Source organism: Paenibacillus silagei (assembly GCF_017874735.1).
Classification (GTDB): domain Bacteria; phylum Bacillota; class Bacilli; order Paenibacillales; family Paenibacillaceae; genus Paenibacillus_AQ; species Paenibacillus_AQ silagei.
Window position 1 is genome coordinate 1 of sequence record NZ_JAGGLV010000003.1, and the last position, 26,952, is coordinate 26,952.

Genomic DNA, 26,952 nt, shown 5'->3' on the forward strand with positions numbered 1-26,952 from the left:
GGGTGAAGAGCCGTATGCGTAAATTGCGCACGTACGGATCTGTGAGGGGTAGGGGCACAATCCACGAAGGAAAGGCCCCGCCTACTCGACCAACATTACAGCTCCTTTAAAGCGGCCGGTGAGAGAGGCATTAGCATCGTTCGCCCGGCAGAGTGATTTTGTGCTGATTAAATTAATTGTGCTAGAGGATGATTCTGGTCATGATCAGATCTGTTTGCTCCTCGTCACCCATATAGAAAGAGTGAGTACCTGTCTGGACGAAATTCAATTTTGTATAAAAGGCAACTGCGTTTCCGTTTTGTTCCCAAACCCCCAGCCAGAGCTTCCTCTTATTCTTTTCGGCCGCGATTTCCACCGCTTTCTCAATCAGCTGTTTCCCTAGCCCCAGCCTATGAAAGGGCCTTCTAATATAGATCCGTTCCACTTCAAGCGAGTCCTTGTCCATATGTTCAGTTTGGGCATCATCGGCGTTAACCTTAAGGTACCCGGCAATTTCTTCATTATAATAGATGAAATAAAATTCAGAATGGCGGTTGGCGCATTCTTTTTTTAATTGCTCTGTACTAAATGCTCTTTTCAAATAAGCTTCCATAGCTTCTGGTGAATTTTGATTTTTGAAGGTGTCCGTAAACGTTTCGATACTGATTTTTTGCAAGGTCTCCAGATCGCCGGAAGAGCATCTCTTTATCAAAATAGTCATCTATAAATCTCCTTTAGTATAATCAATAGTCCCGTTTGTTTCCCTTTTTTACATATTCCCAGTCTTTCTCCACATTGGACCTGACTCTTTGCAGGAGTTTTACCAGGGTTTCTGCCTCACTTCCGGAAAAGCCGGACAACGCTACGCTATTGGAATAATCGTTTTCCCTTTTGATCAGAGGGTAGACGGCCTGCCCTTTCTCTGTAGGGATCAGCCGCTTGATTTTTTTGTTATGCTGATCTTCATTTTTTTCAATAAAACCGTTAATCTCAAGCTTCTGTATAGCACGGGCAGCCGTTGTCCGGTCCACCTTAATCATTTCAGCCAGCTTCTCCTGGATCATCCCCGGATGCTCACAGATCCGCACCAGATACAAATATTGCCCCCTGGTAAGGTCGTACTGCTTAAATTCAATATTGCTTATAGAGTCCAGGGACCTGGCAATCATTCCAACCTCGCGTAGAATCTCCTTCATAATCACAGCCCCATTGAGCATGTATTTTCCAAGCCTATAGTTTTAAAATAATACATGATTTTTGTTGCAATTACAACAAAATAAATCTACAACACCAAGCAATCAAACTACATGCGTACCTCCCCCCTCAAGATCAATGTATTGCCGCACTCAGAACGGCCCTTCTATACATAAGAGTGATCTTCTGTGAGGAGGGCGAGGAGTGAAGTTATTTATGTCATTTCATCATATGAAAAATTCATAATAATGACCCCAAATATTAATAAAAGACTTATTGCATCCACAATAACCTTTATTCTGCATAGGTAATAAGCAACGGGTGTCAGGCGCCGAAAGTTAAAGTCGCATTCTATTAATATAATTTCATTACATGAAAAATTCACAATAGAGTACATAAAGACACCAGCCGTATCTACTAATACCATCTAACCGTCTCACCATATGCGTACCTATCTTCTTCAAAACGGAAAAAGTAAACCTAAACTCCACACCGAAAAAATGAAACTATAAAATATAACTTGTTGTGAAAACTGGGAAATAGAGTTTATACTAGAGTTGTAGCTGGAAATGCTACCCACATCATTTGACTGCCGGAATTAATTGACAAGGGGCTATGGCTGTTCTTCTTTAAGGATTCTAACAAAAAAACACCCCGGGAGGTGTCTTATGGCGTTTATGATTGCTCAGCGGGCGTTTATAAAGGTATATCTGATTACGATGGTGGAGCAACACAAGGGTTATGGTTATCAGATGCTGGAGGATCTGCGCAGAGATTTCAAAGCTCATGGCTATTCGCCTCCCCAAAGTGAAATTTACCGTGCTCTGCATGAGTTGGTGCAGCAAGGGATACTTTACCGTACCAAGCAGCTTAAGGGGAGCGATCCGAAGGTCGATTTTCAGGAGATTGTCCTGTATCACTTCACTTCGGACGGGGAGGAGAAGGCCAAACTATATAAGAAGCAGGTGAAGGCCGATCTGGACCGTTGTCTTGGTATTCTTAATAAGGCAGTAGCAGACAACTTCTGATGGGAGATCCACGAGCTGGCGGGCTCATGCATATCGATCTGGCCACGTTCCGGCGGACTCATCTATATCAGTCTATCCAGAAGCCTCACAAGTCGTGAACAGCCGGCTCAGGAATCCTCATCTTCAGAATCCTGGCCCGGCGGGGTTACCGGCGAGCTTGCGCTGCCATAATCCTCGACGGCTTCCCAGGCACCGGCGTCATCGAATCTTCCGCTATTCTGCTGACGTCCTTCGCCTGCACCGGCTGGCGGCGGGGTCATGACCTCTTCTTCCACAGGACGTGCGTCAATGTCATTGCTGGTTGGGGCATGTTCCACGGTATAGCGGGTGTAGGGGATGGCCTCAAGCCGCTCATAAGGAATCTCTTGCTTGCTGGCTTCGCAGATGCCGTACGTTCCGTTATCCATCCGCGCAAGAGCAGCTTCGATCTCCGTTAATTCTTCGGATAGCGAGGTGTTGATGGACAGGTCGCGGCTGCGTTCAAACGTCTCTGTTCCTGTATCGGCGGGATGGTTATCGACCGAAGAGAGCTCGCCCGTTGAGAGGATAAGGGAATCGCCAAGCAGGCTGTCTTCTGCTCCATTGCCGGAGAAATGCTGTTCCAGTTCTGCCTTGCGTTCTTCAAGCGAGGCTCTAAGCTTAGTCAATTGGTCTTTGGTTAAGTGGCTCATCTGTCATCTTCCTTTCAGCTTGATTAGTAGTTATACTGTCGTAATCTTTCCTTACCCTAATGTGTTATAGGGCAATCAGCAGGCATCCCTATGCTGAATTGTAACTTTAGTGATATTTTCATGCTGCTTTCACCCTGTTATAATAATACCTGCCGGATGAATGCAGCATACACTTGGAGGTTATGAAATGGACGAACATATGAAACGGCGGCTGGATAAGCAGAGAAAGCTGTTCAGCCAGCTCGGTATTACACTTGATGCACTTACCATTCATGAAAAGGAATTCAGTATGAAGCTTCGCGGCTATGATGCCGAAGAGGTGGATACGTTCCTGGACAGCGTCATTAAGGATTATGAACGGTTCTATGCTACCATAGCGGATCTGATGGATAAATGGCAGGAGCAGCAGATTGAGATGAAAGAGCTGAAGGCAGAGGTGAAGACCGCAGCCACTCCGGCCCCTGTGCCGATTATTAAGGGCATTGATCCGCAGGATCTCGAAGATATTATCATCAAGCTGGAAGCCAATGTGCGTCAGCTCAAGGACAGATTGCCCATTCCCCGCACGGAGGGGTATTTGTAAGCCCTGTGCAGCCACAGCGTGAGAGACAACAATATGCAGCATAAGTATAACTCTGGACGGGGGTAGGACCATTGCCGGAGAAGCATGCTTGGAGCTTGAAGATCCGCGGCAAAATCGCACTTGGATATGTCATCATATTATTAATGCTGGGGCTATTTCTGATTATAGTCTCTGGCCGGATTAACAGCCTGGAGAAAGAAACCGTGTTCTTGAGCGATCATGATATAGAAGTTCATGAACTTACATATCAAATTGAGAAAAATGTACTCGATATGGAGACTGGACAGCGGGGGTATGTCCTTACCGATGATGAGTCCTATCTGGCACCGTATAATGACGGGCTGGTGCAGTGGAGGATTAATGCAGCGAAGCTGAATAATCTTATCGCCGACAACCCGAATCAGGTGCGGAATCTGGACACGATTACGGATAATATTGAGAAGTGGGTCGATATCGCCGGACAGCATGTGGTTGAGCTGAAGAAGAATGGCCATACGGAGGCGGTCAACGCTTTTTTTCGCAACGATATGGGAAAAAGTCTGGTCGACACGATCCGTTCCCAGTCCGATTACTTCCGTGACATCGAACGTACGCTCACGAACGACCGGATCAGCAACCTGAAGGACAGCAATCATAAGCTGCTGATTACCATGTACATATTGTGGGGATTGGTGGTCGTACTTGCGCTGCTCATCACTTATCTGCTCTCGGCCAGCATTGTGAATCCGTTGCACAGCGTCATACAGGCCATCAACAGTATTGCCTCCGGCGGTAACCGCTCGGAGCGCATTAAGGTGAAGACGCTGGATGAAATCTATGACCTGGGCGAAGCGACGAACGGGCTGCTGGATAACGTGCAGCGGGAGCAGTGGACGAGCGAACAGCTCACCTCAATGTCGATTGCCCTGCAAGAGACCATTGATATGCCTTCGCTGTGCAGAATTTTTGTCAGCCGGTTGTCGGTTATGCTGGAAATGCAGTATGCCACTATATACGTCGTGAATAACGAGGAACTGTTCGAGCGAATCTATTCCTATGCAGGCGCAGAGAATAAGGAAGAACGCATAGGGCCCGAGGTTATTCAGCCGGGAGTAGGCCTGGCAGGTCAATGTGCACTGGATCAGCGGATGAATGTGATTGAGCAATTGCCTGATGACTATATCTCCATCAGCTCCGCTCTGGGCAGAACGCCGCCGAGGTTCGCTGTGATTGCTCCGATTATTTTTGAGAACAAGACTGTTGCTGTACTGGAGATTGCTGCGCTGACCCGTTGGGCGCCTTACCATTTCGAGCTGCTGAAGGAATTGCTGGACATGATGGGGGTTACCGTGAATTCGGTGAAGACCCGCATGGAGATCCAGAGGCTTCTGCATGAATCACAGGTGATGAACGAAGAGCTTCAGGTTCAATCCGAAGAGCTGCAGACTCAGTCCGAGGAGATGCAGATGCAGACGGAGGAGCTTCAGAGTCAGACCAGCGAGCTGCTAACCGTGAACAAGGAGCTTGAGAATCAGAAATATGTAGCCGAGAATGCAGCGATCGAGCTGGAGCGGTACAATGAACAGCTGGAACAGAGCTCGCGCTACAAGTCTGAATTCCTGGCCAATATGTCGCATGAGCTGCGGACACCGCTGAACAGTATGCTGATTCTCTCACAGCTGCTGACGGAGAACCGCAATCATACGTTAACCGAGGAAGAACTGGGCTATGCCTCTGTCATTTACAATTCCGGCAGTGATCTGCTTAGTATGATTAACGATATTCTGGATCTTTCCAAGGTGGAAGCGGGCAAAATGCTGGTGGAAATGGATGCGGTCAATCTCACCGAGCTGCCCTCGCTGCTGCAGGGTTATTTCGGCAAGCTTGCAGAAGCGCAGAATGTGGAGTTTAACGTGACCCTGAACCCCGAGGTTCCGGATCTGTTCTTCACCGATGAGATGCGCCTGCACCAGATTCTGCGGAATCTGCTGTCCAATGCCTTCAAATTCACGGAGCAGGGCTCTGTTACCATGGAGATTACCAAGCTGGCGGCATATTCAGATCAGAGTTACATAGCAGAGGGGCCGGTACTGGCCTTTGCTGTCCAGGATACCGGAATCGGCATCTCTGAAGAGAACCGTGAGCTGATCTTCGAGGCCTTCCGCCAGGTGGACGGAACGACTGCCCGCAAATTCGGGGGAACCGGTCTGGGCTTGTCCATCTCCCAGCAATTGGCTCAGCTATTGGGCGGGCATATCAGCCTGGAGAGCGAAGAGGGCAAGGGCAGTACATTCACCTTGTATCTCCCTTGCCGTGAACTGGACAGTGAAGAAGAACCGTTCCATCCGGCGGAGCTGGCTCAGACTGCAGCCGGGTCGGAGCACTCCAGAACCGTTCATGATGCAGGGCAGGCGGGTAATAGCGGGGACTCCCTGTTCGAGAAAGAATACGCCATGCTGCAAGGCAGAACTGTCCTGATTGTGGATGATGATATGCGCAATATTTATGCCTTGCAGAAGGGTCTGGAGCCTTACGGAATGATCATCATTACCGCTCAGACAGGGTATGAATGTCTTCAAGTGGTTAGAGAGCAGCCGGAGGTGGATATCGTACTACTGGATATTATGATGCCGGTTCTGGATGGCTATGACACGCTGTCTATTATCCGTGAGGAGATGCATCTCACCGACCTCCCGATCATTGCGGTCTCTGCCAAGACGATGAAGGAAGACCGTGAGCGTTGCCTGGCCGCCGGAGCCACTGATTTCATCAGCAAGCCGGTATTGATACAGGACGTTATTACACGAATGTGCAGGTACATTTGACTTTTCCAAAAACCCATTGACGGGAATACAAGGTATGCTTTATGATGGGTTCATAAATGATCATTTATATGCAGTGGCGTGTTACCTTAACAGGGCATGAGCCAAGATTCGTACTCAATACTTTGAGTCCAGTCTTGGCTCTTTTTTGTGCAAAAAATCAGGATATGGGCGGAAAGGAGGGGGAACTTGGCGAGGGACACTGAACAATTTCAGGTGCTGCGGGTGATTGGGAATAATGTCGTAATGGTAGAGGGCGGCAAGAAGAGCAAGGAATATGTAATTATCGGCAAGGGCATCGGGTTTGCGCTTAAGGATACGGGTGTTATTGATTCGGATGATCCCCGGATTGAAAAGCTGTTTCGGCTGGAGGACCGGGAGGAATGGAGTCAGTATCAGATTCTGCTGGAGGACATTGATCCCAAGGTCATGAGGATTACGGATGAGATTATCTCTGATATCGCCCGTGAGTTTCCCGGCAAGTTAAACGACAAGATCTATTTGGCGCTCCCCAGCCATATCCAATTCACCATTTTCCGCTTGCGCAGCGGGATGGACATTGTGAATCCATTCCTGGAGGAGACCCGGATGACGTTCCCCAAGGAATTTGAGATCGCTTCCAAGGCGGCGGGGAAGATCAGCGAAGGCTTTGAAGTGCAGATTCCTGAGGACGAGGTCGGTTTCCTTACTTACCACGTCTATTCTGCGGTCAGCAATGTGCCGGTAGGCCAGCTTGTGAAGGCCTCCAACATTGTCAGTGAGCTGATGGAGATGATCCGCAGTGAACGCAAGATCCGCTTTGAGCAGGGCAGTATGAATCATGTCCGGCTGATGGTTCACTTGAGATTCTCGATTGAACGGATTCTGCAGGGTTCGCTCATCGACAATCCTTTTGTGAAGCATATCAAGAAGGAATACAAGGATGAATACAAGCTCGCGCAAAGGATGGGCAAAGTCATGCAAGGCAAGCTCAGTGTAGACGTACCCGAAGAAGAAATCTGCTTCCTGGCTATGCATCTGCACCGGCTGTTCCAGACCATAGAGAAGAATAAATAGCAGCAACAAGGAGTGACTTTTATGTTTTCGAGATGGAAAGCTAAAAAAGAAGAGAAACCTACTGAGGCGGTAACCCGCCTGGAGATATACGCTCCGGTCAGCGGACAGTCCGTACCGTTAACGGAAGTGCCGGATGAGACCTTTGCCGGTGGGCATATGGGCCAAGGCATCGCCATAGAACCTATAGAGGGACGTTTAACGGCCCCTTTTGACGGAAAAATTGCGCATGTGGTCAAAACCAATCACGCTCTAATCCTGGAGCATGCCTCCGGGTTACAGCTGCTGATGCACATTGGAATTGATACGGTCAGCTTGCGGGGCGAAGGCTTCATCAGCCATATTGCCACCGGAGATGAAGTGCAGGCAGGGCAGACGCTGATCGAATTTGATCTGGAGGCAATCCGCGCTGCGGGTTATCGTACGATCACTCCGGTAATTGTAACGGGCAACGGGGAGGACACCCCGGAAGTGGATTGCCATTACGGCCAGGTTACGGCAGGAACAAGCAGTATTCTTACAACAGCAGTAGCTTCACAGCCTTAGAACATACATGTATTTAATATGAAACCAGGGGGATGATTTCATTATGTTGGCTTTTCTACAGAAGTTAGGGAAATCTCTGATGCTTCCAGTCGCAACTTTACCGGCGGCAGCGATACTGCAAGGGTTCGGACTGATTAATTATGAGAAGGACTTCCATTTGGGCAGTACCGTAGGGGGATTTCTCAACCAGTATGTGGCTCCTTTCTTGAATGCAGGTGCGGGTGCAATCTTCGGTAATCTGGCGCTGATTTTTGCAATTGGGGTAGCGATCGGGTTCGCAGGGGATGCGGTTGCCGCGCTGTCCGCCCTCATTGCTTATCAGGTGCTGGACAGTATTCTTAAGGTGCTTCCAGCCCAAATGCCGTTCATCGCCGATGATGTGAAGCTCAATATGGGCGTGCTGGGCGGGATCTTTGCCGGAGCCTGGGCTGCGTACTTATACAAAAAATATCATACTATCAAAATGCCCGACTGGCTTGGCTTCTTTGCAGGCAAACGCTTCGTACCCATTATCACCGCTATCACTACCATGATTCTTGCTGTGCTGGTCGGTATGATCTGGAGCCCGATTCAGGATGTTATCAGTGACTTCGGCACCTGGGTTGTAGGTCTCGGCGGTGCTGGGGCATTTGTGTTCGGGACGGCTAACCGCCTGCTGATCCCGTTCGGCCTGCATCATGTAATCAACGCTATCGCCTGGTTCCAGCTCGGTGATTTCACGAACGCTGCCGGAGATATTGTTCACGGAGATCTGACGCGCTTCTTCGCCGGAGATAAGACTGCGGGAATGTTCATGACAGGTTTCTTCCCGATTATGATGTTCGCTATGCCGGGTGCAGCCCTGGCGTTCATTCATACAGCCAAACCGTCGAAACGCAAAATGGTCGCATCCATCTTCATCGGCTCAGCGATTGCTTCGTTCCTGACAGGGATTACGGAGCCGCTGGAATTCTCCTTCATGTTCATCGCACCGCTGCTGTATCTGGTACACGCTTTGCTGACCGGTTTTGCCGGATTCCTGATGTATGTGCTGGATGTGAAGCTGGGGTTCGGCTTCTCCGCCGGGCTCATTGATTACCTGCTTAATATGAAGCAGTCCACCAATGCGTGGGTGCTGATTCCGGTCGGGCTTGGCTTCTTCGTCCTCTACTATGTGTTATTCCGCTTCATCATCGTCAAGTTCAACCTCAAAACTCCCGGACGCGAGGATGAGACGGATGATGATGACCTGATTGATCTGTCCAAGAGCGGTACAACGGTGTCGTCCTCTTCCAGAGCCGCCAAGATTCTGGAGAACATTGGCGGTCCTGCGAATATCCGCAGCATTGACGCCTGTATTACCCGCTTGCGCCTTAACGTAAATGATGACAAGGCGGTTAAGGACTCCGCGCTCAAGCAGTTGGGGGCTTCCGGTGTCATGCGGCTTGGTCAGGGTGCCGTACAGATTGTGTTCGGACCACAGTCCGAGCAGCTGAAGGATGATATTAAGAAGCTGATGTAGCTTGAAGCTTGTTAGCACAGCAGAATAGGGAATTCCATGCAGGCATCCTTCACAGGATGTCTGTTTTTTTGTGCGCAGACTATTGCAATATCTACAATACCGAGTATAATACTTGGTATAAAGAAAAAAGGAGTCGGTACCTTTGTCTATAGATGATTATCTGGATTTGCTGAATTATGCCAAGGCAATTAACGATGAACAGTGGCAGGCTGATCTCCTGGAGCAATTGAAGAACTATGAGGCGCTTGTCGAAGAAAAGAAACAAGTGGATAGCGTGAGAGCGCTATGGACGCGGTTCGATGATATTAACGGACTGCTGATGCAATTATTCGATAAGCTGAGAGAGCATGAGGATACACCGGATAGCGCTCTGTGGAAAGAGCGGATTTGGGAGCTGAAGATGGAGAGGATTCACGTGGCCAAGCAGCTTCAAGCGCGGTATATCAAGATTAGATAGAGAAGTAACAATCGGAGATATGAAGAGGTAGATATAGAGATAATATAGTTTTACTAAAAAATGGCATGCAGTTAGTCTGCTCAGCCATGACATGCACAGTAAAGGTGAATTTCGCAGATTCACTCTCAAGGGCTTGCCGTCGTGTACTTGGACTTACTTGGACATTTCCATTCCATTACGCATCATGGTCATACACATGGATATACACTAGATATCAGTCCTACCGCGTGCGGGAGGGCTTTTTCTGTGCGTCAAGAAATCATTTTTTGACTGGTTCTGTTTAAACGCGGGACTGACGGGTTATAAAACTAAAAATCCATTTGTTTTGGGAAAGGATGGGTATAGGTGAGAAAAAGGCAAATGTCCGGGCCTGTAATCCGGCGGATATGGATGGCTGTCATCTGGCTAGGGGTAGCCGTAGCGCTGAGTGTATCAGCGGGCCAAGCGGAAGCTTCACCGGCAGCGGGCAAAACGATCCAGGTCAATCTGGATGATAAACCGTTATCTTTTGATAAAGCTCCCTTGCTGGATAAAGGGACAACAATGGTTCCATTCCGTCCGTTGTTCGAAGCGATGGGCCTCAAGGTAGGCTGGAATCCCGCACAGCAGACAGTAACCGGTACGAAGGAAGGCCTAACCATCGTCATGAAGATAGGCAGCAAGACGGCTACTGTCAATGGCACCAATGTTCAACTTCTGCAAGCGCCAACAATTATAGACAGCTACACCATGGTCCCGCTCCGCTTCGTCGGGGAGTCCACTCAAGCATTGGTGGCCTGGAACCCGTATAAGCCGCAAATTCTCGTCTATACCGATCCTTACTTAGCGGCGAACGGCCTGACCAAAGCAACAGCGAAGGCGGCGGTTGACAAGCAAATTGCCGAATTCAAAAAAGTATATGACGAGCAGATCGCCAGCCAGCCGCAACAGCCCAAGCCGCCAGCTCCAGGGACTGTGCCGAATGCTCCTGCCGGAGATGGTTCCTATAAGCCAGCCGCTTCAGACCAAGTGAACCTGAGCAACCTGCAGGGAATGTATTACGGCTTCAGCCCGGACTACGACGGGTATGAATGCGGCGGGATGTGCTGGAATATCATCACTTTCCTGCCGGGTAATAAAGTAGTTGTTGATGCTCCGAAGCAAGGCGGACCGGAGACGATCAACTGCTCGCGTGACGGCTGCCAGACCTATACGGTACAGAACGGGAAGATCAAGTTAAGTAATGGAAAGACTTATGACCTTGCAGTCAAATCCGGCAAGCTGCATATTGATGATGTTGAGCTCAGCAGGGTCAAGACGGTCAAGAAAGGGCTGACCCTAAGCGGCACTTATGTCCATCGCGGCTTCCAGGGGCTGGCTGGGATCTCAGCCGGATCGACCTCCTGGACACGGACGCTGACCCTGAACAGCAATGGAACCTTCACCAGCGATAACCTGATGCTGGGTACCGTCCAGGGCGGGGCGCCCACAACAGGCGGGGCCGGCGGTTCTGACACTGGTTCATACAAGATAAGCGGGAATACTATCGTATTCGCTTTTGGTAACGGCAAGGTATCCAGTTCTCTATTCTTCCAGCATGATGACGGCAGCATTCAGGTTGGCGATGAGAATTATGAAAAGGAATAGCAAGACGCAGCAATACAAAAACGGTCCCCGGGATGTACCGGAGGACCGTTTTTTTGGCAAGAATATTGAATATGCCATGCCGTACTTTGCTCATTCGTCCGCTTGCTCCTTATCGTCCGACGTTGATCACCTTGCGGGTCCAGGACGGTTCGCTGCCTGCCGCACGCAGCAGGCAATCGGCACAGGCAGCATAAGGCAGCGCCTGGAGCGGATGGATGCGGGCCGATGGGCCTGCCGTATAATTAGAAGAACTCTCTGCGTATTTAAGCACGGATGCCCGTACGATTACCCAGTCTAATCCGCTGCGCATTACTGCTTGTTCAGCGGCTGCCTTATCCTCAATCGCTTTGCGGAACATGCGGCGCATCAAGCGGACAGCCCAGCGGTTGACGAGTGACAACTCCCTCCCGTCACTCAGATTAATCCCGCTCTGCATCACCAGCCGCTGAACTCCATGATGCCGACAGGCTGCAAGGATATTTGGAATTCCTTCTGACATGACGGTACCCGGCGAGAAGTTCGCTGCCATGACATTTTTGCCTGCCTTAAGATTTACAAGGCCCTTCTTGCCGGCAGCATCCGGGGAGAAGTTGCTTGGAGGACCAATACAGCTGATGACCGCTTCGCTTCCGGCGAGGGCCAGGATCATGCTGGATCTGTCGAATACATCCCCTTGCCGGATAGTGAGCCCCGCTGCAGGGGAGAGCGCCTCCGGTCTGCGTACCACAGCTATCACCTCGTGTCCCGCTGCAAGTGCCAGCTCCGTTACTTTTCTTCCAGTTCCTCCAGTGGCTCCGATAATTGCAAGTTTCATTATAATATTCTCCTTTAAATGCACAGTCGTGAATTAATAAGCATGTATGTATAATAATAAGCAGAACAAGAATCGATACAAGTCTTAAAAAGCCTGATTCTGTGCATTAATTCACGACTTCAACGGAATTGTGCAGTAATCTGCAGGAAAGCTGGTGAGGATAGAGTGTTAAAGATCGACCGGAGAATACGCAAGTCCCAGGAAGCCCTAAAAAAGGCTGTTATTGAGCTGATGTTGGAAAAGGATTTTGATCAAATTACAATACAGGACATTGCTGATAGAGCGGATGTCAGCCGTAGAACCCTTTATCTTCACTACACAGATAAATTTGATCTTCTGGACAAGCTCATAGAAGAGCATATCAGCAATATACGCGAAATCTGCGAAAGTTCAGACGATGCCGCCGGATATACCGAAATGGGATTGGTGTGGTTTGAATATTTTGAGACGCATTCGATGTTCTTCTCTGTTTTGCTGGGGAGTAAAGGCAGCGTGTTTTTCCGCGGGCGGTTTCTTGAATTCTTCCTCGGCGAGCTGGAGAAGGATAACAGCCTGTCTGGAGGGAGCGACAAGGATTCAGCCAACATCAGAAACGTGGACATCCAGTTTCTGGGATCGGCGATCGTTGGGGTAGTGGAATGGTGGTTCAAGAATGGACAGCCGCTCCCTCCAGACGTAATGGCGCAGCGGATCGGGAACTTGCTGGAGAGAAATCTTGAGGCAAGGTGATACAAATCCGCCTTAGCCTTCGTCTTACTTATAGCTGCAGCGGATAAGGAGGATTTACCTAATGAATATTCCGGAATCAGACCCATACAAATTAATCTTTTATGAGCATTACCCGAGTGTACGCCGCAAGCTGGCGGCACTTGTGAGGGACGAGAGTGCTGCCGATGATCTGGCGCAGGAGGTTTTTATCAGACTCTACAGAAATCCGCCGGATGATCCCGCGGCTCTGGGGGCGTGGCTGCATAGAGTGCTAACACGGATCGGATATGATTATCTGAACCAGCGGGTGAGAGAGCGGCGTCTGATCAACAAACAGGAGCTGTTATATGATGCGGGTGCTTCTGCTCCTACAGGGGAAGAAGTAGTCCTCAGCAAGCTGGATCAGGAAGATGTGCGGAGCTGGCTGGAGGATCTTCCCGAACGGGACCGGCAGGCCCTGCTGCTTAAGTATTCGGGCTACAGCTATGCAGAGATCGCCGGGGAGCTGGGAGTGAAGCCGCCAGTAGTCGGAACCCTGTTAAGCCGGGCGACAGCCAAACTGAAACACCATGCGGTGAAATCCATTCCGCAAGAATAATGAGATCCGGGAGGAAAGAAACCATGAATAGAGCAAACGGGCAGATACAGCCCCAGAACACAGATGAAGCCTGGGCTAAATTACAGGAGAAGCTGGAAGACGAGCCGGTCAATCCGGTGTGGGCTACATGGGGCAAGCAAGAGACCCCTATAGAGGAACAGACTGTCGAGGCTGATAGATCAGATAGAACAGAACCGGAAGCAGATGTTGTGCTTCAGGCAGCTAAGGCGGATAACCTTGCAGCAGCGGAGCCAGTGCATAATACAGGGCGGAAGTCACGCCTGCCTATGATGAGCCGCAGCCGCAAGTGGGCCGCTGCGGCAGCGGGCGTAGCGATTTTCGCAGCAATTCTGGCTACTCCGGTAGGGAATACAGCCATGGCAGCCTTGCTGAACCAGTTCAAGATGCAGGAGGCTACTGTTGTTGAAGAAGGCGATCTGCGGGATATGTTCTATCAGATAATTCAGAATGGCAATGGCAATATTGAGCAATCCCTTGAGGCCTTCGGTGACATCTCCATCACCAATGGTGAGATGAAGGAGAATGTTCCGCTCAAGGATATCCAAGGCTTGCTGGGCTACGAGCCGCTGAAGGGGTCCGCTATGGATTCAGTCAAGTTTGTTCAGGTCAGCGGGTCCCATGATATCACACTGAACCTGAAGGTGGATGAAGTGAACAAGGCAATGAAACGCCTTGGTTCAGACAATCTGCTGCCTGCATCTGTAGATGGCAAGCCGATTACGCTTCATATCCCCGAGCAGGTGAATTACGATCTGGGCAGCGATCAGCACTGGGGAGCCTTGTCACAGATGAACACACCTGTCGTTACCGTAGATCCTTCTGTGGATCTGGACGAAGCGATTGATGCCGTTGTGAACTTCCCGCTGATTCCCGACAATCTGCGAAGCAGTCTGCAGAAGAGCCGGATTTTGTCCGGCGATCTGCCGATGCCGCTGATTAAGGGCAATCATGATGAACAGATTACGGTGGCTGGTACGCCGGTCATTCTTACTGAAATGAAGTTCAGTAACGGCAACAGCTATACGGCTGTCTGGGTGCAGAAGGGGCAGCTTCTGCAGCTTAGCGGCGGAGATATCTATCCTGAGCGCGAGCAGTTCATTCAGAAGGTACAGGAGTTGATCACACAATGAGCAGTATCCCTGCGATTGATGCGAACGCCTTGACCAAAGCTTATCCGAACGGGTGCGGTTGCCGGGATGTTACCTTGACTGTGGGGAAAGGGGAAGCCTTCGGCTTCCTCGGCCCCAATGGTGCCGGCAAGAGTACTTTTGTCAAAATGCTGGTTGGACTCATCTCACCAACAGGCGGCCATGCTTCCATCCTGGGCCATCCGCTGGGCTCTATGGAAGCCAAAATGAAAATTGGCTATCTGCCGGAGCTGTACCGCTACCAGGATTGGCTGACCGGTGAAGAGGTGGTCAGGCTTCATGCCAAGCTGTGCCGGATTCCGAAATCCGTCATGGATCAGAGAATCCCTCACCTCCTGCAGGAGGTAGGTATCGGGCTGCGCGGAAGGGACCGGGTTAAGCATTATTCCAAGGGAATGCAGCAGCGGCTGGGTCTTGCGTGTGCGCTGGTGAATGACCCGGAGATTCTGTTCCTGGATGAACCCTCTTCAGCCCTTGATCCTATCGGGAGAATGGAAGTGCGGAAGATTCTGCAGCGGCTGAAGGACCGGGGAATTACTATTTTTCTCAACTCTCATTTACTTGAGGATGTTGAAGTGCTGTGCGACCGGATGGCTCTGCTGAGTAACGGAGCGGTCCTGCGGCACGGCAAAGTAGCGGAGATGCTGAACAAACGGACAAGCTGGCATTTCAAAGTGGGCGGATACACGCCTTTTTTGCTGTCCTGGCTTAATGAGCATACAGGGCTATCCATCCGGGAATCCGTGCCTGCGGCGGGTAAATCGGGCTATGATCCGGCACAGGAGGAGTCAGATTCAAGCGTCGTGTGGCTGGAGGCGGAGCTGGATCATGAGGAGCAGGCAGGCTGGCTGAACGGGCTGATGGTGGAGCAAGGGATGACGCTGTACCAGGTAAGCCGCCAGACTGAACGGCTGGAGGACTGGTTCATGGATGCGGTAGCCGGGCTCAGTCATAGGGGGGAGAAGGAATGAGAACCATATTAGCAATGACCTGGAAAGAAATGCTGCGCAAAAAAGTGATGCTGCTAACCCTCCTGCTTACCCTGGTGTTCCTGATTGCCTTCTGGTTTGTGGCCGATACCGTAGGAACGAACGATCAAGGGGCCGGAACGCTGGGAAATGGCAGCGGGTTGTTCATGCAGTACATGAACGGCGCTTTTATTCTGAGTCTGGGCTTCTTCTTCGGCGCGTTCGTTATTGCCTTTCTGGCGATCTTCAGCTCTTTCTCGGTGATTGCTGGTGAAGCGGAGCAGGGGGTCATGCAGGCTCTGTTGCCCCGGCCGTTGCCGCGCTGGAAATGGTATCTTGGCCGCTGGCTGGGCTTTGTCACGCTGGGAACGATGTATGCCCTCATTCTGTTCACTGCAATTCTGCTGATTACAAGTGCCCACGCGAATGTTCCCAGAGATGCAGTCGTGCTTGCGAAGTCATTCCTGCTGTTCGCCTCTGTAGTTCCCTTGTTAATCTCCGTATCCATGCTGGGTTCAGGACTATTCTCGGCGCTTGGCAACGGTGTGTTCATGACAATGCTCTACGGGGCGGGATTTCTCGGAGGGATGGTAGATAAGCTTAGCGGTTCGCTGAGACTGGAGGACGACGGACTGAAGGTGCTGAATAATCTGACCGGAATGATCTCGATGATTATGCCCGCAGATACCTTGCAGCGCCGGATGACTGTCGAGCTGTTCAGCTTACAGGATATGAATGGTATGTTATCGATGGATAGCGGGGCGCTTAGTCTGATGAATTTCAATTCATTTCCGTCTAATACCTTTGTCGTATACGCTGCAATCTACACTGTGGTTATCTTTGGGCTGGGGCTTCTGCGCTTTCAGCGTAAGGATCTGTAGGAATCGACCATGCTTATTATAAAATCAAACAAAGCAGCGCCCCGAAGGTTCCTGTTCAGGAGCTTCAAGGGCGCTGCTTCGCGTGCCGTGCGGGAATCATTTGGTCACGCCGATCTCGATCCAATCCGTAGACCAGTTACCGATCTCTCCAAGAATGGGAGCCAGGGCCGTACCTTTATCGGTTAACGAATATTCAATTCGTACGGGCATCTCAGGATATACAGTGCGCTGTATGATCCCTTCCGTCTCCATCTCCTTCAACCGGTCTGACAAAACCTTGCCGCTAAGGTTGGACAAGCAATGCTCAATTTCTCCGAACCGCCGCGGACCATCCATCAGGACGAATACGATCAGGGCGACCCACCGCTTACTCAGCACATCTACCGCTTTCTCAAACCGCGGGCACATCTCAAAATCATTCATAAGGATCACCTCAGCATTCATTATATCATAAACTTACAATAAGTAATTATAAATATTTAAATATATATTATAACTTGACGAAGTTATATTACAATGATAAACTAACTTACAAATAGTTACTATGAAGAAAATAAAATATCAAAATTTAAAGCGAAGTGGATTCTTTTCACAGCAAGTTTGCATAATGGAATCGAAGAAGCTTATGCTATCAAACTTTTAGGACGGTGCTCTTATGATCAACCCAGATATCCTATCTATACTACAGAACAAAATCAGCCGGATTCCTATGGGAAATTCCACGAATATATTGGTCGGACCTATTACCCTGCCTGTCAATCTGGACGGGGAGACGATCACCTTCAAATGGTATAGCTGGCTGAATGTGACGGACGAAGAGCTTCAGCGCGCTGAAGGTAAGGAGGCTACCGAGCTGCTCATCAGCCGGTTGTCATCGATGAAGCTTGCGGATGGACAGCAGTCCAGTGTCCTGGTCTACGGAGATTTCGAGCATTCCGAGGATGCGCTGATCCGGATGCACAGCATTTGCCATACCGGGGATATCTTCGGCAGCAAGCGCTGCGATTGCGGCTTCCAGCTGCACCAGTCGATGAAGATGATTGCCCAGCATGGCGCCGGGGCCCTCTTTTATCTGGCGAATCATGAAGGAAGAGGCATTGGCCTGTTCAGCAAAGCAATGGCATATCTTCTTCAGGAAGAAGGGTATGATACCGTAGAGGCCAATCTGGAGCTGGGGTTCGCCGATGATTCCAGAGATTACACAGATGCGATCAGCGTGCTTCAGCATTTGCGCAGCCATCCTGTGACTCTGATCACCAACAATCCGAAGAAGCTGGAAGCACTACGGGCTGCCGGAATGAATACAGTGAAGCGGGTGCCGCTATGGGGCGACGTATCGGCCTTCAATGAGAAGTACCTGCGGACCAAGGTGGCCCGTTCCGGACATCTGGAGGCTGTGCCGGGTGCAGAGTTTTTTGAGGGAAGAGTGGCTAAATAAGCAGGCTGGACGGATATGCATCCGTTCCATTATAATGGGGTACTGAACCCAATACTTAGCTTAGTGAGGTAACCTATGAATGCTATACAAGTGCAGGACTTGCGCAAGACCTTCAAAGTCCAAAAAAACCGCGAGGGCCTCAAAGGGGCCTTCGCTGATTTGTTTAAGCGGCAATATTCCGAAGTAACAGCAGTGAAGGACATCTCGTTCAGCATTCCCGAAGGTGAAATCTGCGGATATATTGGGGAGAACGGGGCAGGGAAGTCTACTACGATCAAAATGCTTACCGGAATTCTTGTCCCCACCGCCGGCAGTCTGACTGTCGGCGGCTTCGTGCCGTACGAGGAGCGCGAGAAGTTCGTGCAGAACATTGGCGTTGTTTTCGGTCAGCGCAGCCAGCTCTGGTGGGATATCGGCGTGATTGAGTCGTTCCAGCTACTGCGCAAGGTATACCGCGTGTCCGAACAGGACTTCAAAAAACGGCTGGATGAGCTGGTGGAACGCCTGGAGCTTCAGGATCTGCTGAACCGTCCGGTCCGCAAATTAAGCCTGGGCCAGCGTATGCGCTGCGAGCTTGTAGCGGCACTGCTGCACAATCCGTCCATTTTGTTCCTGGATGAACCCACGATTGGACTGGATATTGTTGTGAAGTCGGAGATCCGCGAATTCCTGAAGGATATGAACCGGGAGCATGGCACAACCATCCTGCTGACGACTCATGATCTGCAGGATATCGAAGCGCTCTGTTCGCGGGTCATCATGCTGGATGACGGGCGGATTATCTATGACGGAGGTCTGGATGATCTGAAGCAGCGCTGGGGAACCGGGCGTGAGGTGCAGTTCCAGTTCGGAACAGCCACGAAGCTGCAGCAGCTGATCGGCTGGACGGAAGGCATGCCGGTGACCTGGACCGCAGAGAATGAGCTGGCGGCCAAGGTCTGGATTCCGCTGGAGCTGAATGTATCGGATGTGCTGGGCCGGGTCGTCGGACAGGCCGATATTACAGACATCAAAATCATCGAAACAAACACGGATGACATCGTCCGCAGTATTTATCAGTCAGGCTCGGCAGAGAAGCCGGAGGAGCGGATCGCCGCTCTCAGCGATGAGAAAGAGGTTATCCATGTCTGAGAAGCTGGCAACGGCAGTTCCCTCCTCCGGAGGTTCCCGGGGCGGTTCCGGGGAGAATGGGCGGAGGCTGCTGCTTGGCGCTTATTTTGATTTTATCCGCATCCGGTTCCTGACGATGCTTGCTTACCGGGTGAATTACTATTCGGGGATTCTGATCTACACGCTCAATATCGGGGTGAACTATTTCACCTGGAGAGCGATCTATGGCGATGGTGAATCGCTCGGCGGCTTTACCGGGGCGCAGATGACCACGTATGTGGCGGTGTCCTGGATGGCGCGGGCCTTCTACTTCAACAATCTGGACCGGGAGATCTCCACGGATATCCGTGACGGAAGCATCGCGATCCAGTTCATCCGGCCTTATAATTATGTTCTGGTCAAAATGATGCAGGGCCTCGGCGAAGGCCTGTTCCGCTTCATGATGCTGATGATCCCGGGCATGGTGATTGCCACTCTGCTGTTTCCGGTACAGCTGCCTACGGAGCCTTCGGCTTGGGCCGGGTTCCTGGTCATGCTGTTCTTCAGCTTCCTGATCAGCTCGCAGATTAATATTATCACAGGCCTGTCAGCCTTCTTCGTGGAGAACAATGAGGGGATGATGCGCATGAAGCGTGTGGTCGTCGATCTGTTCTCGGGGCTGATTGTGCCGATTACCTTATTCCCGGACTGGTTGTCCTCCGTGCTTAAGGTTCTTCCCTTCCAAGCGATTACCTATCTGCCGGGCTCTGTATTTACAGGCCGGGTGCAGGGGGTGGGCATCTGGAATGTGCTGGGTATCCAGGTCATCTGGTTCCTGATTCTGCTCATTCCGATTGTCTGGCTAAATCACGCAGCGCGTCAGCGGCTGTTCGTGCAGGGGGGTTAAGCTGAGCTATGTACTACCTGGGCTTATTGATTGAATATCTGAAGAATTATATGAAAACACGGTTAACCTACCGCGCGGATTTCTGGGTGGAGGTCATTTCCGACCTGCTGTTTCAGGCGACGAACTTTATCTTCATCCTGGTCATCTTCATGCATACTGACAGCCTGGGCGGCTGGAATCAGAACGAAGTGGTGTTCGTCTACGGCTTCTTCATGGTACCGTTCGGCGTGTTCAGCTGCTTCGTCAATATGTGGGGCTTCAGTGAGCGGTATATTGTCAAAGGCGAAATGGACCGCATCCTGACCCGTCCGGCGCATAACCTGTTCCAGATCTTCCTGGAGAATGTGGACCCGCCATCCCTGTTCGGCTCCTTCATCGGGCTGATTGTCATGGCGATCAGCGGCAGCAATCTGGGCCTGCCGTTTGAATGGTGGACCCTGCCGATGCTGATTCTTCTGACGCTCAGCGCTGTAGCCATTTATACAGGGATCTATACGACATTGACCTCGTTGTCGTTCTATTCGGATGCGCCTACAGGCATTCTGCCGCTGATGTATAACATTCAGACGTACGGACGTTATCCGGTAACGATCTACAACCGGGCGATTCAGGTGCTGCTTACCTGGATTATCCCGTTCGCTTTTGTCGGGATCTATCCGGCAGCCTTGTTCCTGCACCGCGATGAGATGCGGACGATGGCCCTGCTGACCCCGCTGGTCGGCGTGGTCTTCCTCAGCATCGGCCTGATGGCCTGGAGCTATGGCGTCAAGCGGTATAAGGGCGCCGGGTCTTAAGACGCTTGAATGAAATAGCTATACAATGGGGGTTGTCCCGCAGCATAGGTCTGGCTGCCGGGGCAGCCCTCTTTGTCAATAAAATAACAGCAATCGCTATCCGCAGGATGTTCGCTTTCAAGTGAAACGTACTATCCAGATGCTCGGAAAATGCTACTTATCTAAATGTTGAAAGCGCATAATAAGAGAAGAGAGGTACAGCATTCTAATAGGGAAAGAAGGATGGGACAGAATGGATAAATACATAGTCGGCATTGACCTGGGCGGAACCAATATCAAGGCAGGCTTATTCGATGAGCATTTCACAGCGCTAGAGGAGCTGTCGATACCCACAGAAGCGCAGAAGGGTCCGGCACATGTGCTGGAGCGGATCAGGCTTGCTGTTACACAGCTATGTGCGGGAAGCGGAATTTACGAGTCGCAGATTGCCTGTATGGGAATGGGAATCCCTGGTCTGCTCGACCCGGAGGAGGGCCTGTCGGTCTTCTCACCGAATTTTCCCGGCTGGGAGCAGGTCCATGTGGTCAACGAAATGAAGCCTTACTACGACTTCGAGGTCTACATAGATAATGATGTGCGGGTTAATCTCTACGGAGAATGGCACCATGGTGCCGGACAAGGGCATAAGCATCTGATACTGCTCACACTCGGGACCGGTCTCGGCTCCGGTATGGTTCATGACGGCAAGGTGCTGTATGGGACAACCTTTAGCGCAGGTGAAATCGGACATATGAATATGTACCGGCAGGGACGTCCCTGCCGCTGCGGAAGCTCTGGATGCCTGGGGAGGTATGTATCTGCGGTGGGGATGGTGAATACCTTCAAGGAGAAGCTGGAGGCAGGTAGGGTCAGCCTGATTCAGACCTGGACCAAGCAGACCCAGAAGCAGATTACGGCGCAGATGATCTCAGAGGCTTATGATCTTGGAGACCCCTTGGCCATTGAGGTTATGCATGAGACGGGGGAGCTGCTGGGATACGGGCTGGCGAATGTGATTAATCTGCTGAACCCGGAGCTGGTTATTATCGGGGGCGGCATGGCCGCAGCAGGAGACCGTCTCCTGAACAGTGTCCGCGATACTGTAAATGCCCATGCGCTGAAGCTGTCCGCAAGCCGGTGCCGGATTGTTCAGGCTGAACTGGGCAGCCGTGCAGGTACGCTGGGTGCGGCTGTATATGCTTATCAGAAACAGAAGCATGTACAACTAGACCATTCTAATTGAGCGGAAATTCGCGTGCTACTGGCTGCACCTGCCTGATGCAAAACTATTGATTTTCAATAATTCACCATATGTCCATATAAAAGCTCGAAATCGACATTAATCGTCAAATTAACCCAATGAATACAGGAACTTGAAGGCGGTATACTGGGTACAGTGGCATATTTACTGGTATATATATCCTGCATCTCTTGAGGAAGCAACATGGATATTCCGGTTCATCATGACTGCGAACCATACTCACGGGCAGATTGAATGGACCGTCATGCAGCTTGCTGAAGGTATTCATGCGTTCGTTAAGGAGCCGTTAATGTTATGAATCTCGTAATTGGAGGCAATGGCGGTCTGGGCCATTCCATCACACAAGAATTACTGTCACGGGGCAGACTGGTGAAGGCTACCTACCACCGTTCCAGCCAGGCTTTACACAGGCTGAGAGGCCCGCTGTTGACCCTGGCGGCAGTAGATGTAAGGAATGAGAAGGTGCTTGCTGAAGCGCTGAATGGGGTAACAACCGTCTATTTCTGCCTTAATGTACCGTATCAGGATTGGTACTCTGTCATGCCAGAGGCGCTGGAGCGGGTAACCCGTCAGCTTAAGTCCGGCCAGACCCTGGTATTTCCGGGCAATATCTACGGTTACGGCAAGCTCCAATATCTTCCGGCGGATGAACGCCATCCGAAGGAGGCACGAACCCGCAAGGGGAAGCTGCGGAATCAACTGGAGGAGCTGCTGAAGACGGAGGCTGAACGGCGGGGATTCCGTTACGTGATTCCGCGATATCCGAATTACTACGGTCCCAATGTCACGAACCGCTTATTCGGACCGATCTTTAGCGGAGCCCTCCAGGCGAAGACGATTAAGTGGCCGGTGAAGCTGGACGTTCCGCATGATCTGGTCTATATCCGGGATGCGGCCAGAGCAGCTGTATTGCTGGCGGAGAGCGGTGAGCAGGGGGAGTGGCATGTGTCCGGCTCCGGAGCTATTGAGGGGCGGCAATTTCTGATGAATATCCACCATGCGGCTGGCAGTCCGGGAAAGTGCTGTGCGGTGCCGAGCTGGGCAGTCGGATTAGCCGGTGTGTTCAATAAGGAAATAAGCGAATTCCATGAGCTTCTATACGAATTCGAGTATCCGCTTCTGCTGAATGATAATAAATTCATGATGCGGTTCCCCGAATACAATCCGACATCGTATAAGAGGGCCATTAGGGAAACCATAGAATGGTTCCGTGAAGAGCTGGGTTAGCGGATGAAGCCAAGGGAAATGAGCAGCAGTGCTTTTTCATGACAAGCTTGCAGAATTGTACGCCGTCCCGGGTAGCATGATATGCTATAGGCAGTAATACACGGGAGGTAATATGATGACACGTGACATACAACATATGCCTTATGGCTATGAACCGCCAGCCAGTGAGCGTAAGGGAACGCTGATCTTCTATGATTCGTTCGAGCATATATCGGATATGGAGCTGCTTAAGGCGGCGGAGACGGCAGTGGAGCGCAAGTTCACGAAGCTGGTGCTCTACCCGCTGCATGAAGAAACCGTCCGGCGGATGACGAAGGAGCCGGTGAAGGCCTGGTATAAGCGGGATGACCGGCTGCATGCGTGGAAAAAAGAGCAGGGACAGTCCTTCATCACGGTAGAGAGCCTCGAAGGTAAGCGTAAGAAGTATACCCCGCTGGATTCGGCACTGCGTCATATCAGCGACATTTACCCCGCGCCGTATTTTCTCTATCTGACTCCAGATATGGCGAATCTGTTCGCCTCCTTCTCCTCCTTCGAGGAGTGGATCGTCAAGCTGCGTCTGCTGCTCTCCGAAGCGCCGGCTGAGGTCCATCCGCGCCTCGAGAAGTTCCGTCACCGCTGGGATGTGGCAGGCAGGGAACGCTGAACGGGCTACACCTTAGTCCGTCTCATTCCGGCAGGCGCTTCCCAAGGCCTGATTCTTAATATGGATGAGGGCGCAGGCCAGCCAAGCCTTGACAGTAGTGTTCCACTGCTGCAAGGACTGGCTGGCCTGTTCTGTACAAGGGGTAGAGGTATGCAGCAGGAAGGAAATCCCGGATTATTTGTGAAGCCCGGCCTGCTTGCGTCTGTAAGTGTACATTCTCCACTGATAATGAATGAAGCAGCCGATGCAGAAGCCGAGAATGGCAACCGTTGCTGCGATTCCGACCATCATGGTGAAGATATATCCGGCAATCGTCCAGCCGGCCAGAAAGCTGACCAGTCCGCCCGCCAGACAGAAGACGGCAATCTTCTGGTTGAATTGCTGCTGCTCCGGGTCTTCAAGCACATAGGCGGAGCGCGGCTTCGTCAGCAGCGGGCTGCATAGCCTGATGACGGGATGATATCCGAAGATTAGACCTGATAATCCGGCGGCAAGCGGGAAGGCGAGAATCCAGTGGAGGCCTGTGAGCAAGGCCAGTAATACAGATATGACAATGAAGGCCTGATTGAGCTTCACTAGCGGGCTGGGAATTCCCTGCATTGCAGGCTTTTGACTCATTGTAATCACACCTTTCACATTGGAATAATTAATTTTAATTCGATTATAGCGGCAGAACGGATGCGTGGCAATCCTTAAGTCTTATGAACCAACAGTGAAAATTAAAATTTAAAATTATTATCCATTGACAGGAGGAGTTTTTTTGTGGTTTTATTATGTAGACCAATTGTTATAATGGTTGGATCGTCAAGATAAGGAAGTGTAGAGCTTGTCGAACAAGCCTAATGCACGCGAAGCCATTGTGGATACGGCTTCCAGGTTGTTTTTTACACAGGGGTACCATGCTACCGGACTGAATCAGATCATTAAAGACAGCGAATCGCCCAAGGGTTCCTTGTATTATTATTTTCCCCACGGCAAAGAGGAGCTGGCCCTGACCTGCATTAACCGGACTAGTGAAGAGGTAGCCCGTTTATTGCGCCATTATATGGAGAGTGAAGCGGTGCCGGCTCAGGCTGTGCAGAATTTCATCATGTCTATGGCAAATGAGGCGGAGAAATCCTCTTTTGAAGGACTGGTTCCGTTCAGCTTCTGGGTAGCCGTGGAGACCTCCTGTGTCAGCCATGAGCTGCGCACTGCTTGCCAGTGTGTCTTCAGGGATTGGCAGGATATTATTGCGAAGCGTCTGATCCGGGAGGGGGTACAGGAGGAAACGGCAGAGTGCAAAGCTTCGGTGGTGGTCTCCTTGTTCGAGGGGGCGCTGCTGCAGGCGTTGACCTGCAGAAATATTCAACCGCTGGAAGCAGCAGCAGAGTGCATTCCGGCAATACTGGCTTAACCGTAATACGCAAGACCCTAGAGAGATATACACAGATACCAGGAGGATACGAGAGTGAATGCAACTATGACTGACAAGGGTTCAAGTAAGCCCCGGCAATTCAAGACTTTACCCATTCTGATCTCCCTGCTGATTGCCGGCTTCATCGGCATGTTCAGTGAGACCGCCCTAAATGTAGCTTTAAGTGATCTTATGAATGTCCTGCAAATTACACCATCAACGGCGCAGTGGCTGACTACCGCCTATCTGCTGACGCTGGGCATTCTGGTTCCGATCTCCGGGATGCTTCTCCAGTGGTTCACCACAAGACAGTTGTTCGTCGCAGCCCTATGCTTCTCTATTCTGGGCACGTTCCTTGCGGCGATTTCGCCGAATTTCGAGTTTCTGCTCACTGCGAGAGTGGTGCAGGCGATGGGAACCGCGCTGCTTCTGCCGCTGATGTTCAATACGATTCTAATCATCATTCCCGCTGAGAAAAGAGGGGCGGCGATGGGACTTATCGGCTTGGTAATTATGGTAGCTCCAGCGATTGGACCTACGATTGCCGGTCTGCTGATTGAGAGCCTGAGCTGGCACTGGATCTTCTGGCTGTCCCTGCCGTTCCTGGTAATGGCTCTAATTAGCGGAATTCTCTTCATGCAGAACGTCACGGAAGTGACGAAGCCTAAGATTGATGTCCTGTCCATTATTCTGTCCTCCTTCGGCTTCGGCGGTATTGTCTACGGCTTCAGCAGTGCCGGTGAAGCGGAAGGCTGGGGAAGTCCGAAGGTTATTATTGCCATCGTGATCGGTGCGATTGCCCTTATTCTGTTCTGTATCCGCCAGTTGACGATGAAGCAGCCTATGATTGATCTGCGCGCCTTCAAGTTCCCGATGTTCGTGGTTGGGGTACTGATGGTCTTCATCTGTATGATGGTTATTCTCTCCTCGATGCTGATTCTTCCTATGTATCTGCAGCAGGGACAAGGGTATTCAGCCTTCAAGGCAGGATTGCTGCTGCTGCCGGGCGGAATCATCAACGGGCTGATGTCGCCAGTCATGGGACGTCTGTTCGACAAATACGGTCCGAAATGGCTGGTTATCCCAGGGCTGGCGCTCGTCGCCGTATCCTTGTGGTTCTTCTCGGGAATTACAGCTACTTCGACCGTTGTCTTCGTGATCGTGCTTCACAGTGTGCTGATGATCGGAATCTCTATGATTATGATGCCTGCACAGACGAATGGTATCAATCAGCTTCCGCTGGAATACTATCCGCATGGTACAGCCATAATGAATACACTTCAGCAGGTAGCGGGTGCGATTGGTACAGCGCTGGCGGTAAGCATCATGACCTCCGGCTCCAAAAGCTACATGCAGACCGTCACTAACCCGGCTGATCCGCTGAACATCGGCGCTGCCTTCACTCATGGAGTGCAGAATGCCTTCATCTTCGGGATGGTCATGGCTATTATAGGTCTGGTGATTGCGTTCTTCCTGAAGCGTGTCATCGTATCGCACAAGACTCAGGCTTCGATGCATTAATTATCATGGAATTGAATAAGAACCTCTCCTTGCTAAAATGGGCAACCATTTGGCGGGAGAGGTTTTTTTGTGCGTGTTAATGTATGGAGGCGGATGTCGGAAAGGCTGGACTTCAAT

At 50.9% G+C, this 26,952-nt stretch carries 28 protein-coding genes; 22 read left to right on the forward strand and 6 right to left on the reverse strand.

Features of this window, described 5'->3' with window-relative positions; translation table 11 throughout:
• Window positions 1-181: 181 nt before the first annotated feature.
• Together paiA and J2Z70_RS05510 are read right to left on the reverse strand one after the other, a co-directional pair.
• Window positions 182-700, reverse strand: coding sequence for a spermidine/spermine N(1)-acetyltransferase (gene paiA / locus J2Z70_RS05505; protein ID WP_209870248.1), 519 nt, complete (start codon window positions 698-700; stop codon window positions 182-184).
• A gap of 22 nt (window positions 701-722) precedes the next feature.
• Complete coding sequence (locus J2Z70_RS05510) at window positions 723-1,175, reverse strand: MarR family winged helix-turn-helix transcriptional regulator (RefSeq protein WP_209870251.1); 453 nt, start codon at window positions 1,173-1,175, stop codon at window positions 723-725.
• 666 nt (window positions 1,176-1,841) lie between these two features.
• On the opposite strand from J2Z70_RS05510, the gene J2Z70_RS05515 reads away from it, so the two are divergent.
• Complete coding sequence (locus tag J2Z70_RS05515) at window positions 1,842-2,201, forward strand: replication termination protein (RefSeq protein WP_036694148.1); 360 nt, start codon at window positions 1,842-1,844, stop codon at window positions 2,199-2,201.
• A gap of 107 nt (window positions 2,202-2,308) precedes the next feature.
• Here J2Z70_RS05515 and J2Z70_RS05520 read toward each other — a convergent pair whose 3' ends face one another.
• Window positions 2,309-2,872 (reverse strand): TraR/DksA C4-type zinc finger protein, encoded by a 564-nt coding sequence (locus tag J2Z70_RS05520; protein ID WP_036728843.1) that lies wholly within the window; start codon window positions 2,870-2,872, stop codon window positions 2,309-2,311.
• A 187-nt stretch (window positions 2,873-3,059) separates the two neighbouring features.
• Here J2Z70_RS05520 and J2Z70_RS05525 point away from each other — a divergent pair, with 187 nt between their 5' ends.
• The 7 genes from J2Z70_RS05525 (at window position 3,060) to J2Z70_RS05555 (ending at window position 11,439) form a co-directional block, all read left to right on the forward strand.
• On the forward strand, window positions 3,060-3,455 hold the full coding sequence (locus tag J2Z70_RS05525) for a DivIVA domain-containing protein (RefSeq protein ID WP_036728841.1): 396 nt from the start codon (window positions 3,060-3,062) through the stop codon (window positions 3,453-3,455).
• 71 nt (window positions 3,456-3,526) lie between these two features.
• Window positions 3,527-6,259, forward strand: a complete 2,733-nt coding sequence (locus tag J2Z70_RS05530) for a CHASE3 domain-containing protein (protein ID WP_209870253.1) — start codon at window positions 3,527-3,529, stop codon at window positions 6,257-6,259.
• 186 nt (window positions 6,260-6,445) lie between these two features.
• Window positions 6,446-7,312 (forward strand): PRD domain-containing protein, encoded by an 867-nt coding sequence (locus J2Z70_RS05535; RefSeq protein ID WP_036728836.1) that lies wholly within the window; start codon window positions 6,446-6,448, stop codon window positions 7,310-7,312.
• Between the two features lie 21 nt (window positions 7,313-7,333).
• A complete protein-coding gene (locus J2Z70_RS05540; RefSeq protein ID WP_209870256.1) occupies window positions 7,334-7,855 on the forward strand; it encodes a PTS sugar transporter subunit IIA in 522 nt (173 codons plus the stop codon).
• 43 nt (window positions 7,856-7,898) lie between these two features.
• Window positions 7,899-9,356 (forward strand): N-acetylglucosamine-specific PTS transporter subunit IIBC, encoded by a 1,458-nt coding sequence (gene nagE, locus J2Z70_RS05545; protein WP_209870258.1) that lies wholly within the window; start codon window positions 7,899-7,901, stop codon window positions 9,354-9,356.
• A gap of 142 nt (window positions 9,357-9,498) precedes the next feature.
• Complete coding sequence (locus J2Z70_RS05550) at window positions 9,499-9,813, forward strand: hypothetical protein (RefSeq protein ID WP_036728829.1); 315 nt, start codon at window positions 9,499-9,501, stop codon at window positions 9,811-9,813.
• A gap of 345 nt (window positions 9,814-10,158) precedes the next feature.
• The gene (locus J2Z70_RS05555) at window positions 10,159-11,439 is read left to right on the forward strand and encodes a stalk domain-containing protein (RefSeq protein WP_209870261.1); all 1,281 of its coding nucleotides are present in this window, start codon (window positions 10,159-10,161) and stop codon (window positions 11,437-11,439) included.
• A gap of 109 nt (window positions 11,440-11,548) precedes the next feature.
• Here the strand turns inward: J2Z70_RS05555 and J2Z70_RS05560 are convergent, their stop codons facing one another.
• Complete coding sequence (locus J2Z70_RS05560; RefSeq protein ID WP_209870264.1) at window positions 11,549-12,253, reverse strand: NAD(P)-dependent oxidoreductase; 705 nt, start codon at window positions 12,251-12,253, stop codon at window positions 11,549-11,551.
• Between the two features lie 165 nt (window positions 12,254-12,418).
• Between J2Z70_RS05560 and J2Z70_RS05565 the strand changes: the two genes are divergently transcribed.
• From J2Z70_RS05565 to J2Z70_RS05585, 5 genes are all read left to right on the forward strand, one after another.
• Complete coding sequence (locus tag J2Z70_RS05565) at window positions 12,419-12,982, forward strand: TetR/AcrR family transcriptional regulator (protein ID WP_209870267.1); 564 nt, start codon at window positions 12,419-12,421, stop codon at window positions 12,980-12,982.
• A gap of 61 nt (window positions 12,983-13,043) precedes the next feature.
• Window positions 13,044-13,559 carry a sigma-70 family RNA polymerase sigma factor gene (locus J2Z70_RS05570; protein WP_036728818.1) on the forward strand — a complete coding sequence of 172 codons (516 nt, stop codon included), beginning with the start codon at window positions 13,044-13,046 and terminating at the stop codon, window positions 13,557-13,559.
• A gap of 23 nt (window positions 13,560-13,582) precedes the next feature.
• Window positions 13,583-14,710 carry a hypothetical protein gene (locus J2Z70_RS05575; RefSeq protein ID WP_209870270.1) on the forward strand — a complete coding sequence of 376 codons (1,128 nt, stop codon included), beginning with the start codon at window positions 13,583-13,585 and terminating at the stop codon, window positions 14,708-14,710.
• Entirely contained in the window at window positions 14,707-15,699 is a 993-nt protein-coding gene (locus J2Z70_RS05580; RefSeq protein WP_209870273.1) for an ABC transporter ATP-binding protein, read from the forward strand. Before J2Z70_RS05575 ends, J2Z70_RS05580 begins: the two co-directional genes overlap by 4 nt.
• Entirely contained in the window at window positions 15,696-16,577 is an 882-nt protein-coding gene (locus tag J2Z70_RS05585) for an ABC transporter permease subunit (RefSeq protein ID WP_036694126.1), read from the forward strand. The genes J2Z70_RS05580 and J2Z70_RS05585 overlap by 4 nt, the downstream gene beginning before the upstream one ends.
• Window positions 16,578-16,673: 96 nt before the next feature.
• Here the strand turns inward: J2Z70_RS05585 and catR are convergent, their stop codons facing one another.
• Window positions 16,674-17,000 carry a catDE operon transcriptional regulator CatR gene (gene catR, locus J2Z70_RS05590; protein ID WP_036728810.1) on the reverse strand — a complete coding sequence of 109 codons (327 nt, stop codon included), beginning with the start codon at window positions 16,998-17,000 and terminating at the stop codon, window positions 16,674-16,676.
• Window positions 17,001-17,232: 232 nt separating this feature from the next.
• Here catR and J2Z70_RS05595 point away from each other — a divergent pair, with 232 nt between their 5' ends.
• The 7 genes from J2Z70_RS05595 (at window position 17,233) to J2Z70_RS05625 (ending at window position 23,918) form a co-directional block, all read left to right on the forward strand.
• Window positions 17,233-18,015, forward strand: a complete 783-nt coding sequence (locus tag J2Z70_RS05595; protein WP_209870275.1) for a GTP cyclohydrolase II — start codon at window positions 17,233-17,235, stop codon at window positions 18,013-18,015.
• A 75-nt stretch (window positions 18,016-18,090) separates the two neighbouring features.
• Window positions 18,091-19,146 carry an ABC transporter ATP-binding protein gene (locus tag J2Z70_RS05600; protein WP_036728804.1) on the forward strand — a complete coding sequence of 352 codons (1,056 nt, stop codon included), beginning with the start codon at window positions 18,091-18,093 and terminating at the stop codon, window positions 19,144-19,146.
• 70 nt (window positions 19,147-19,216) lie between these two features.
• Complete coding sequence (locus J2Z70_RS05605; protein WP_209871025.1) at window positions 19,217-20,011, forward strand: ABC transporter permease; 795 nt, start codon at window positions 19,217-19,219, stop codon at window positions 20,009-20,011.
• Between the two features lie 8 nt (window positions 20,012-20,019).
• Complete coding sequence (locus J2Z70_RS05610) at window positions 20,020-20,805, forward strand: ABC transporter permease (protein ID WP_076077875.1); 786 nt, start codon at window positions 20,020-20,022, stop codon at window positions 20,803-20,805.
• A gap of 232 nt (window positions 20,806-21,037) precedes the next feature.
• Window positions 21,038-22,027: an ROK family protein gene (locus J2Z70_RS05615; protein ID WP_209870278.1), complete on the forward strand. Its 990-nt coding sequence runs from the start codon at window positions 21,038-21,040 to the stop codon at window positions 22,025-22,027.
• A gap of 312 nt (window positions 22,028-22,339) precedes the next feature.
• On the forward strand, window positions 22,340-23,272 hold the full coding sequence (locus tag J2Z70_RS05620) for an NAD-dependent epimerase/dehydratase family protein (protein ID WP_209870281.1): 933 nt from the start codon (window positions 22,340-22,342) through the stop codon (window positions 23,270-23,272).
• Between the two features lie 115 nt (window positions 23,273-23,387).
• Window positions 23,388-23,918, forward strand: a complete 531-nt coding sequence (locus J2Z70_RS05625; protein ID WP_209870284.1) for a hypothetical protein — start codon at window positions 23,388-23,390, stop codon at window positions 23,916-23,918.
• 174 nt (window positions 23,919-24,092) lie between these two features.
• On the opposite strand, the gene J2Z70_RS05630 is transcribed toward J2Z70_RS05625, so the two are convergent.
• Window positions 24,093-24,536 carry a DUF4395 domain-containing protein gene (locus tag J2Z70_RS05630; RefSeq protein ID WP_209870287.1) on the reverse strand — a complete coding sequence of 148 codons (444 nt, stop codon included), beginning with the start codon at window positions 24,534-24,536 and terminating at the stop codon, window positions 24,093-24,095.
• Window positions 24,537-24,744: 208 nt separating this feature from the next.
• Between J2Z70_RS05630 and J2Z70_RS05635 the strand changes: the two genes are divergently transcribed.
• Together J2Z70_RS05635 and J2Z70_RS05640 are read left to right on the forward strand one after the other, a co-directional pair.
• Window positions 24,745-25,314 carry a TetR/AcrR family transcriptional regulator gene (locus tag J2Z70_RS05635; protein ID WP_036728785.1) on the forward strand — a complete coding sequence of 190 codons (570 nt, stop codon included), beginning with the start codon at window positions 24,745-24,747 and terminating at the stop codon, window positions 25,312-25,314.
• 66 nt (window positions 25,315-25,380) lie between these two features.
• Window positions 25,381-26,835: a DHA2 family efflux MFS transporter permease subunit gene (locus J2Z70_RS05640; RefSeq protein ID WP_209871028.1), complete on the forward strand. Its 1,455-nt coding sequence runs from the start codon at window positions 25,381-25,383 to the stop codon at window positions 26,833-26,835.
• Window positions 26,836-26,952 lie beyond the last annotated feature (117 nt).

Coding starts and splice junctions, on each gene's coding strand:
- paiA (WP_209870248.1), bottom strand. CDS start 700: ATGACTATTTTGATAAAGAGATGCTCTTCCGGCGATCTGGAGACCTTG.
- J2Z70_RS05510 (WP_209870251.1), bottom strand. CDS start 1,175: ATGAAGGAGATTCTACGCGAGGTTGGAATGATTGCCAGGTCCCTGGAC.
- J2Z70_RS05515 (WP_036694148.1), top strand. CDS start 1,842: ATGGCGTTTATGATTGCTCAGCGGGCGTTTATAAAGGTATATCTGATT.
- J2Z70_RS05520 (WP_036728843.1), bottom strand. CDS start 2,872: ATGAGCCACTTAACCAAAGACCAATTGACTAAGCTTAGAGCCTCGCTT.
- J2Z70_RS05525 (WP_036728841.1), top strand. CDS start 3,060: ATGGACGAACATATGAAACGGCGGCTGGATAAGCAGAGAAAGCTGTTC.
- J2Z70_RS05540 (WP_209870256.1), top strand. CDS start 7,334: ATGTTTTCGAGATGGAAAGCTAAAAAAGAAGAGAAACCTACTGAGGCG.
- nagE (WP_209870258.1), top strand. CDS start 7,899: ATGTTGGCTTTTCTACAGAAGTTAGGGAAATCTCTGATGCTTCCAGTC.
- J2Z70_RS05560 (WP_209870264.1), bottom strand. CDS start 12,253: ATGAAACTTGCAATTATCGGAGCCACTGGAGGAACTGGAAGAAAAGTA.
- J2Z70_RS05570 (WP_036728818.1), top strand. CDS start 13,044: ATGAATATTCCGGAATCAGACCCATACAAATTAATCTTTTATGAGCAT.
- J2Z70_RS05575 (WP_209870270.1), top strand. CDS start 13,583: ATGAATAGAGCAAACGGGCAGATACAGCCCCAGAACACAGATGAAGCC.
- J2Z70_RS05580 (WP_209870273.1), top strand. CDS start 14,707: ATGAGCAGTATCCCTGCGATTGATGCGAACGCCTTGACCAAAGCTTAT.
- J2Z70_RS05585 (WP_036694126.1), top strand. CDS start 15,696: ATGAGAACCATATTAGCAATGACCTGGAAAGAAATGCTGCGCAAAAAA.
- catR (WP_036728810.1), bottom strand. CDS start 17,000: ATGAATGATTTTGAGATGTGCCCGCGGTTTGAGAAAGCGGTAGATGTG.
- J2Z70_RS05595 (WP_209870275.1), top strand. CDS start 17,233: ATGATCAACCCAGATATCCTATCTATACTACAGAACAAAATCAGCCGG.
- J2Z70_RS05600 (WP_036728804.1), top strand. CDS start 18,091: ATGAATGCTATACAAGTGCAGGACTTGCGCAAGACCTTCAAAGTCCAA.
- J2Z70_RS05610 (WP_076077875.1), top strand. CDS start 20,020: ATGTACTACCTGGGCTTATTGATTGAATATCTGAAGAATTATATGAAA.
- J2Z70_RS05615 (WP_209870278.1), top strand. CDS start 21,038: ATGGATAAATACATAGTCGGCATTGACCTGGGCGGAACCAATATCAAG.
- J2Z70_RS05620 (WP_209870281.1), top strand. CDS start 22,340: ATGAATCTCGTAATTGGAGGCAATGGCGGTCTGGGCCATTCCATCACA.
- J2Z70_RS05625 (WP_209870284.1), top strand. CDS start 23,388: ATGACACGTGACATACAACATATGCCTTATGGCTATGAACCGCCAGCC.
- J2Z70_RS05630 (WP_209870287.1), bottom strand. CDS start 24,536: ATGAGTCAAAAGCCTGCAATGCAGGGAATTCCCAGCCCGCTAGTGAAG.
- J2Z70_RS05640 (WP_209871028.1), top strand. CDS start 25,381: ATGACTGACAAGGGTTCAAGTAAGCCCCGGCAATTCAAGACTTTACCC.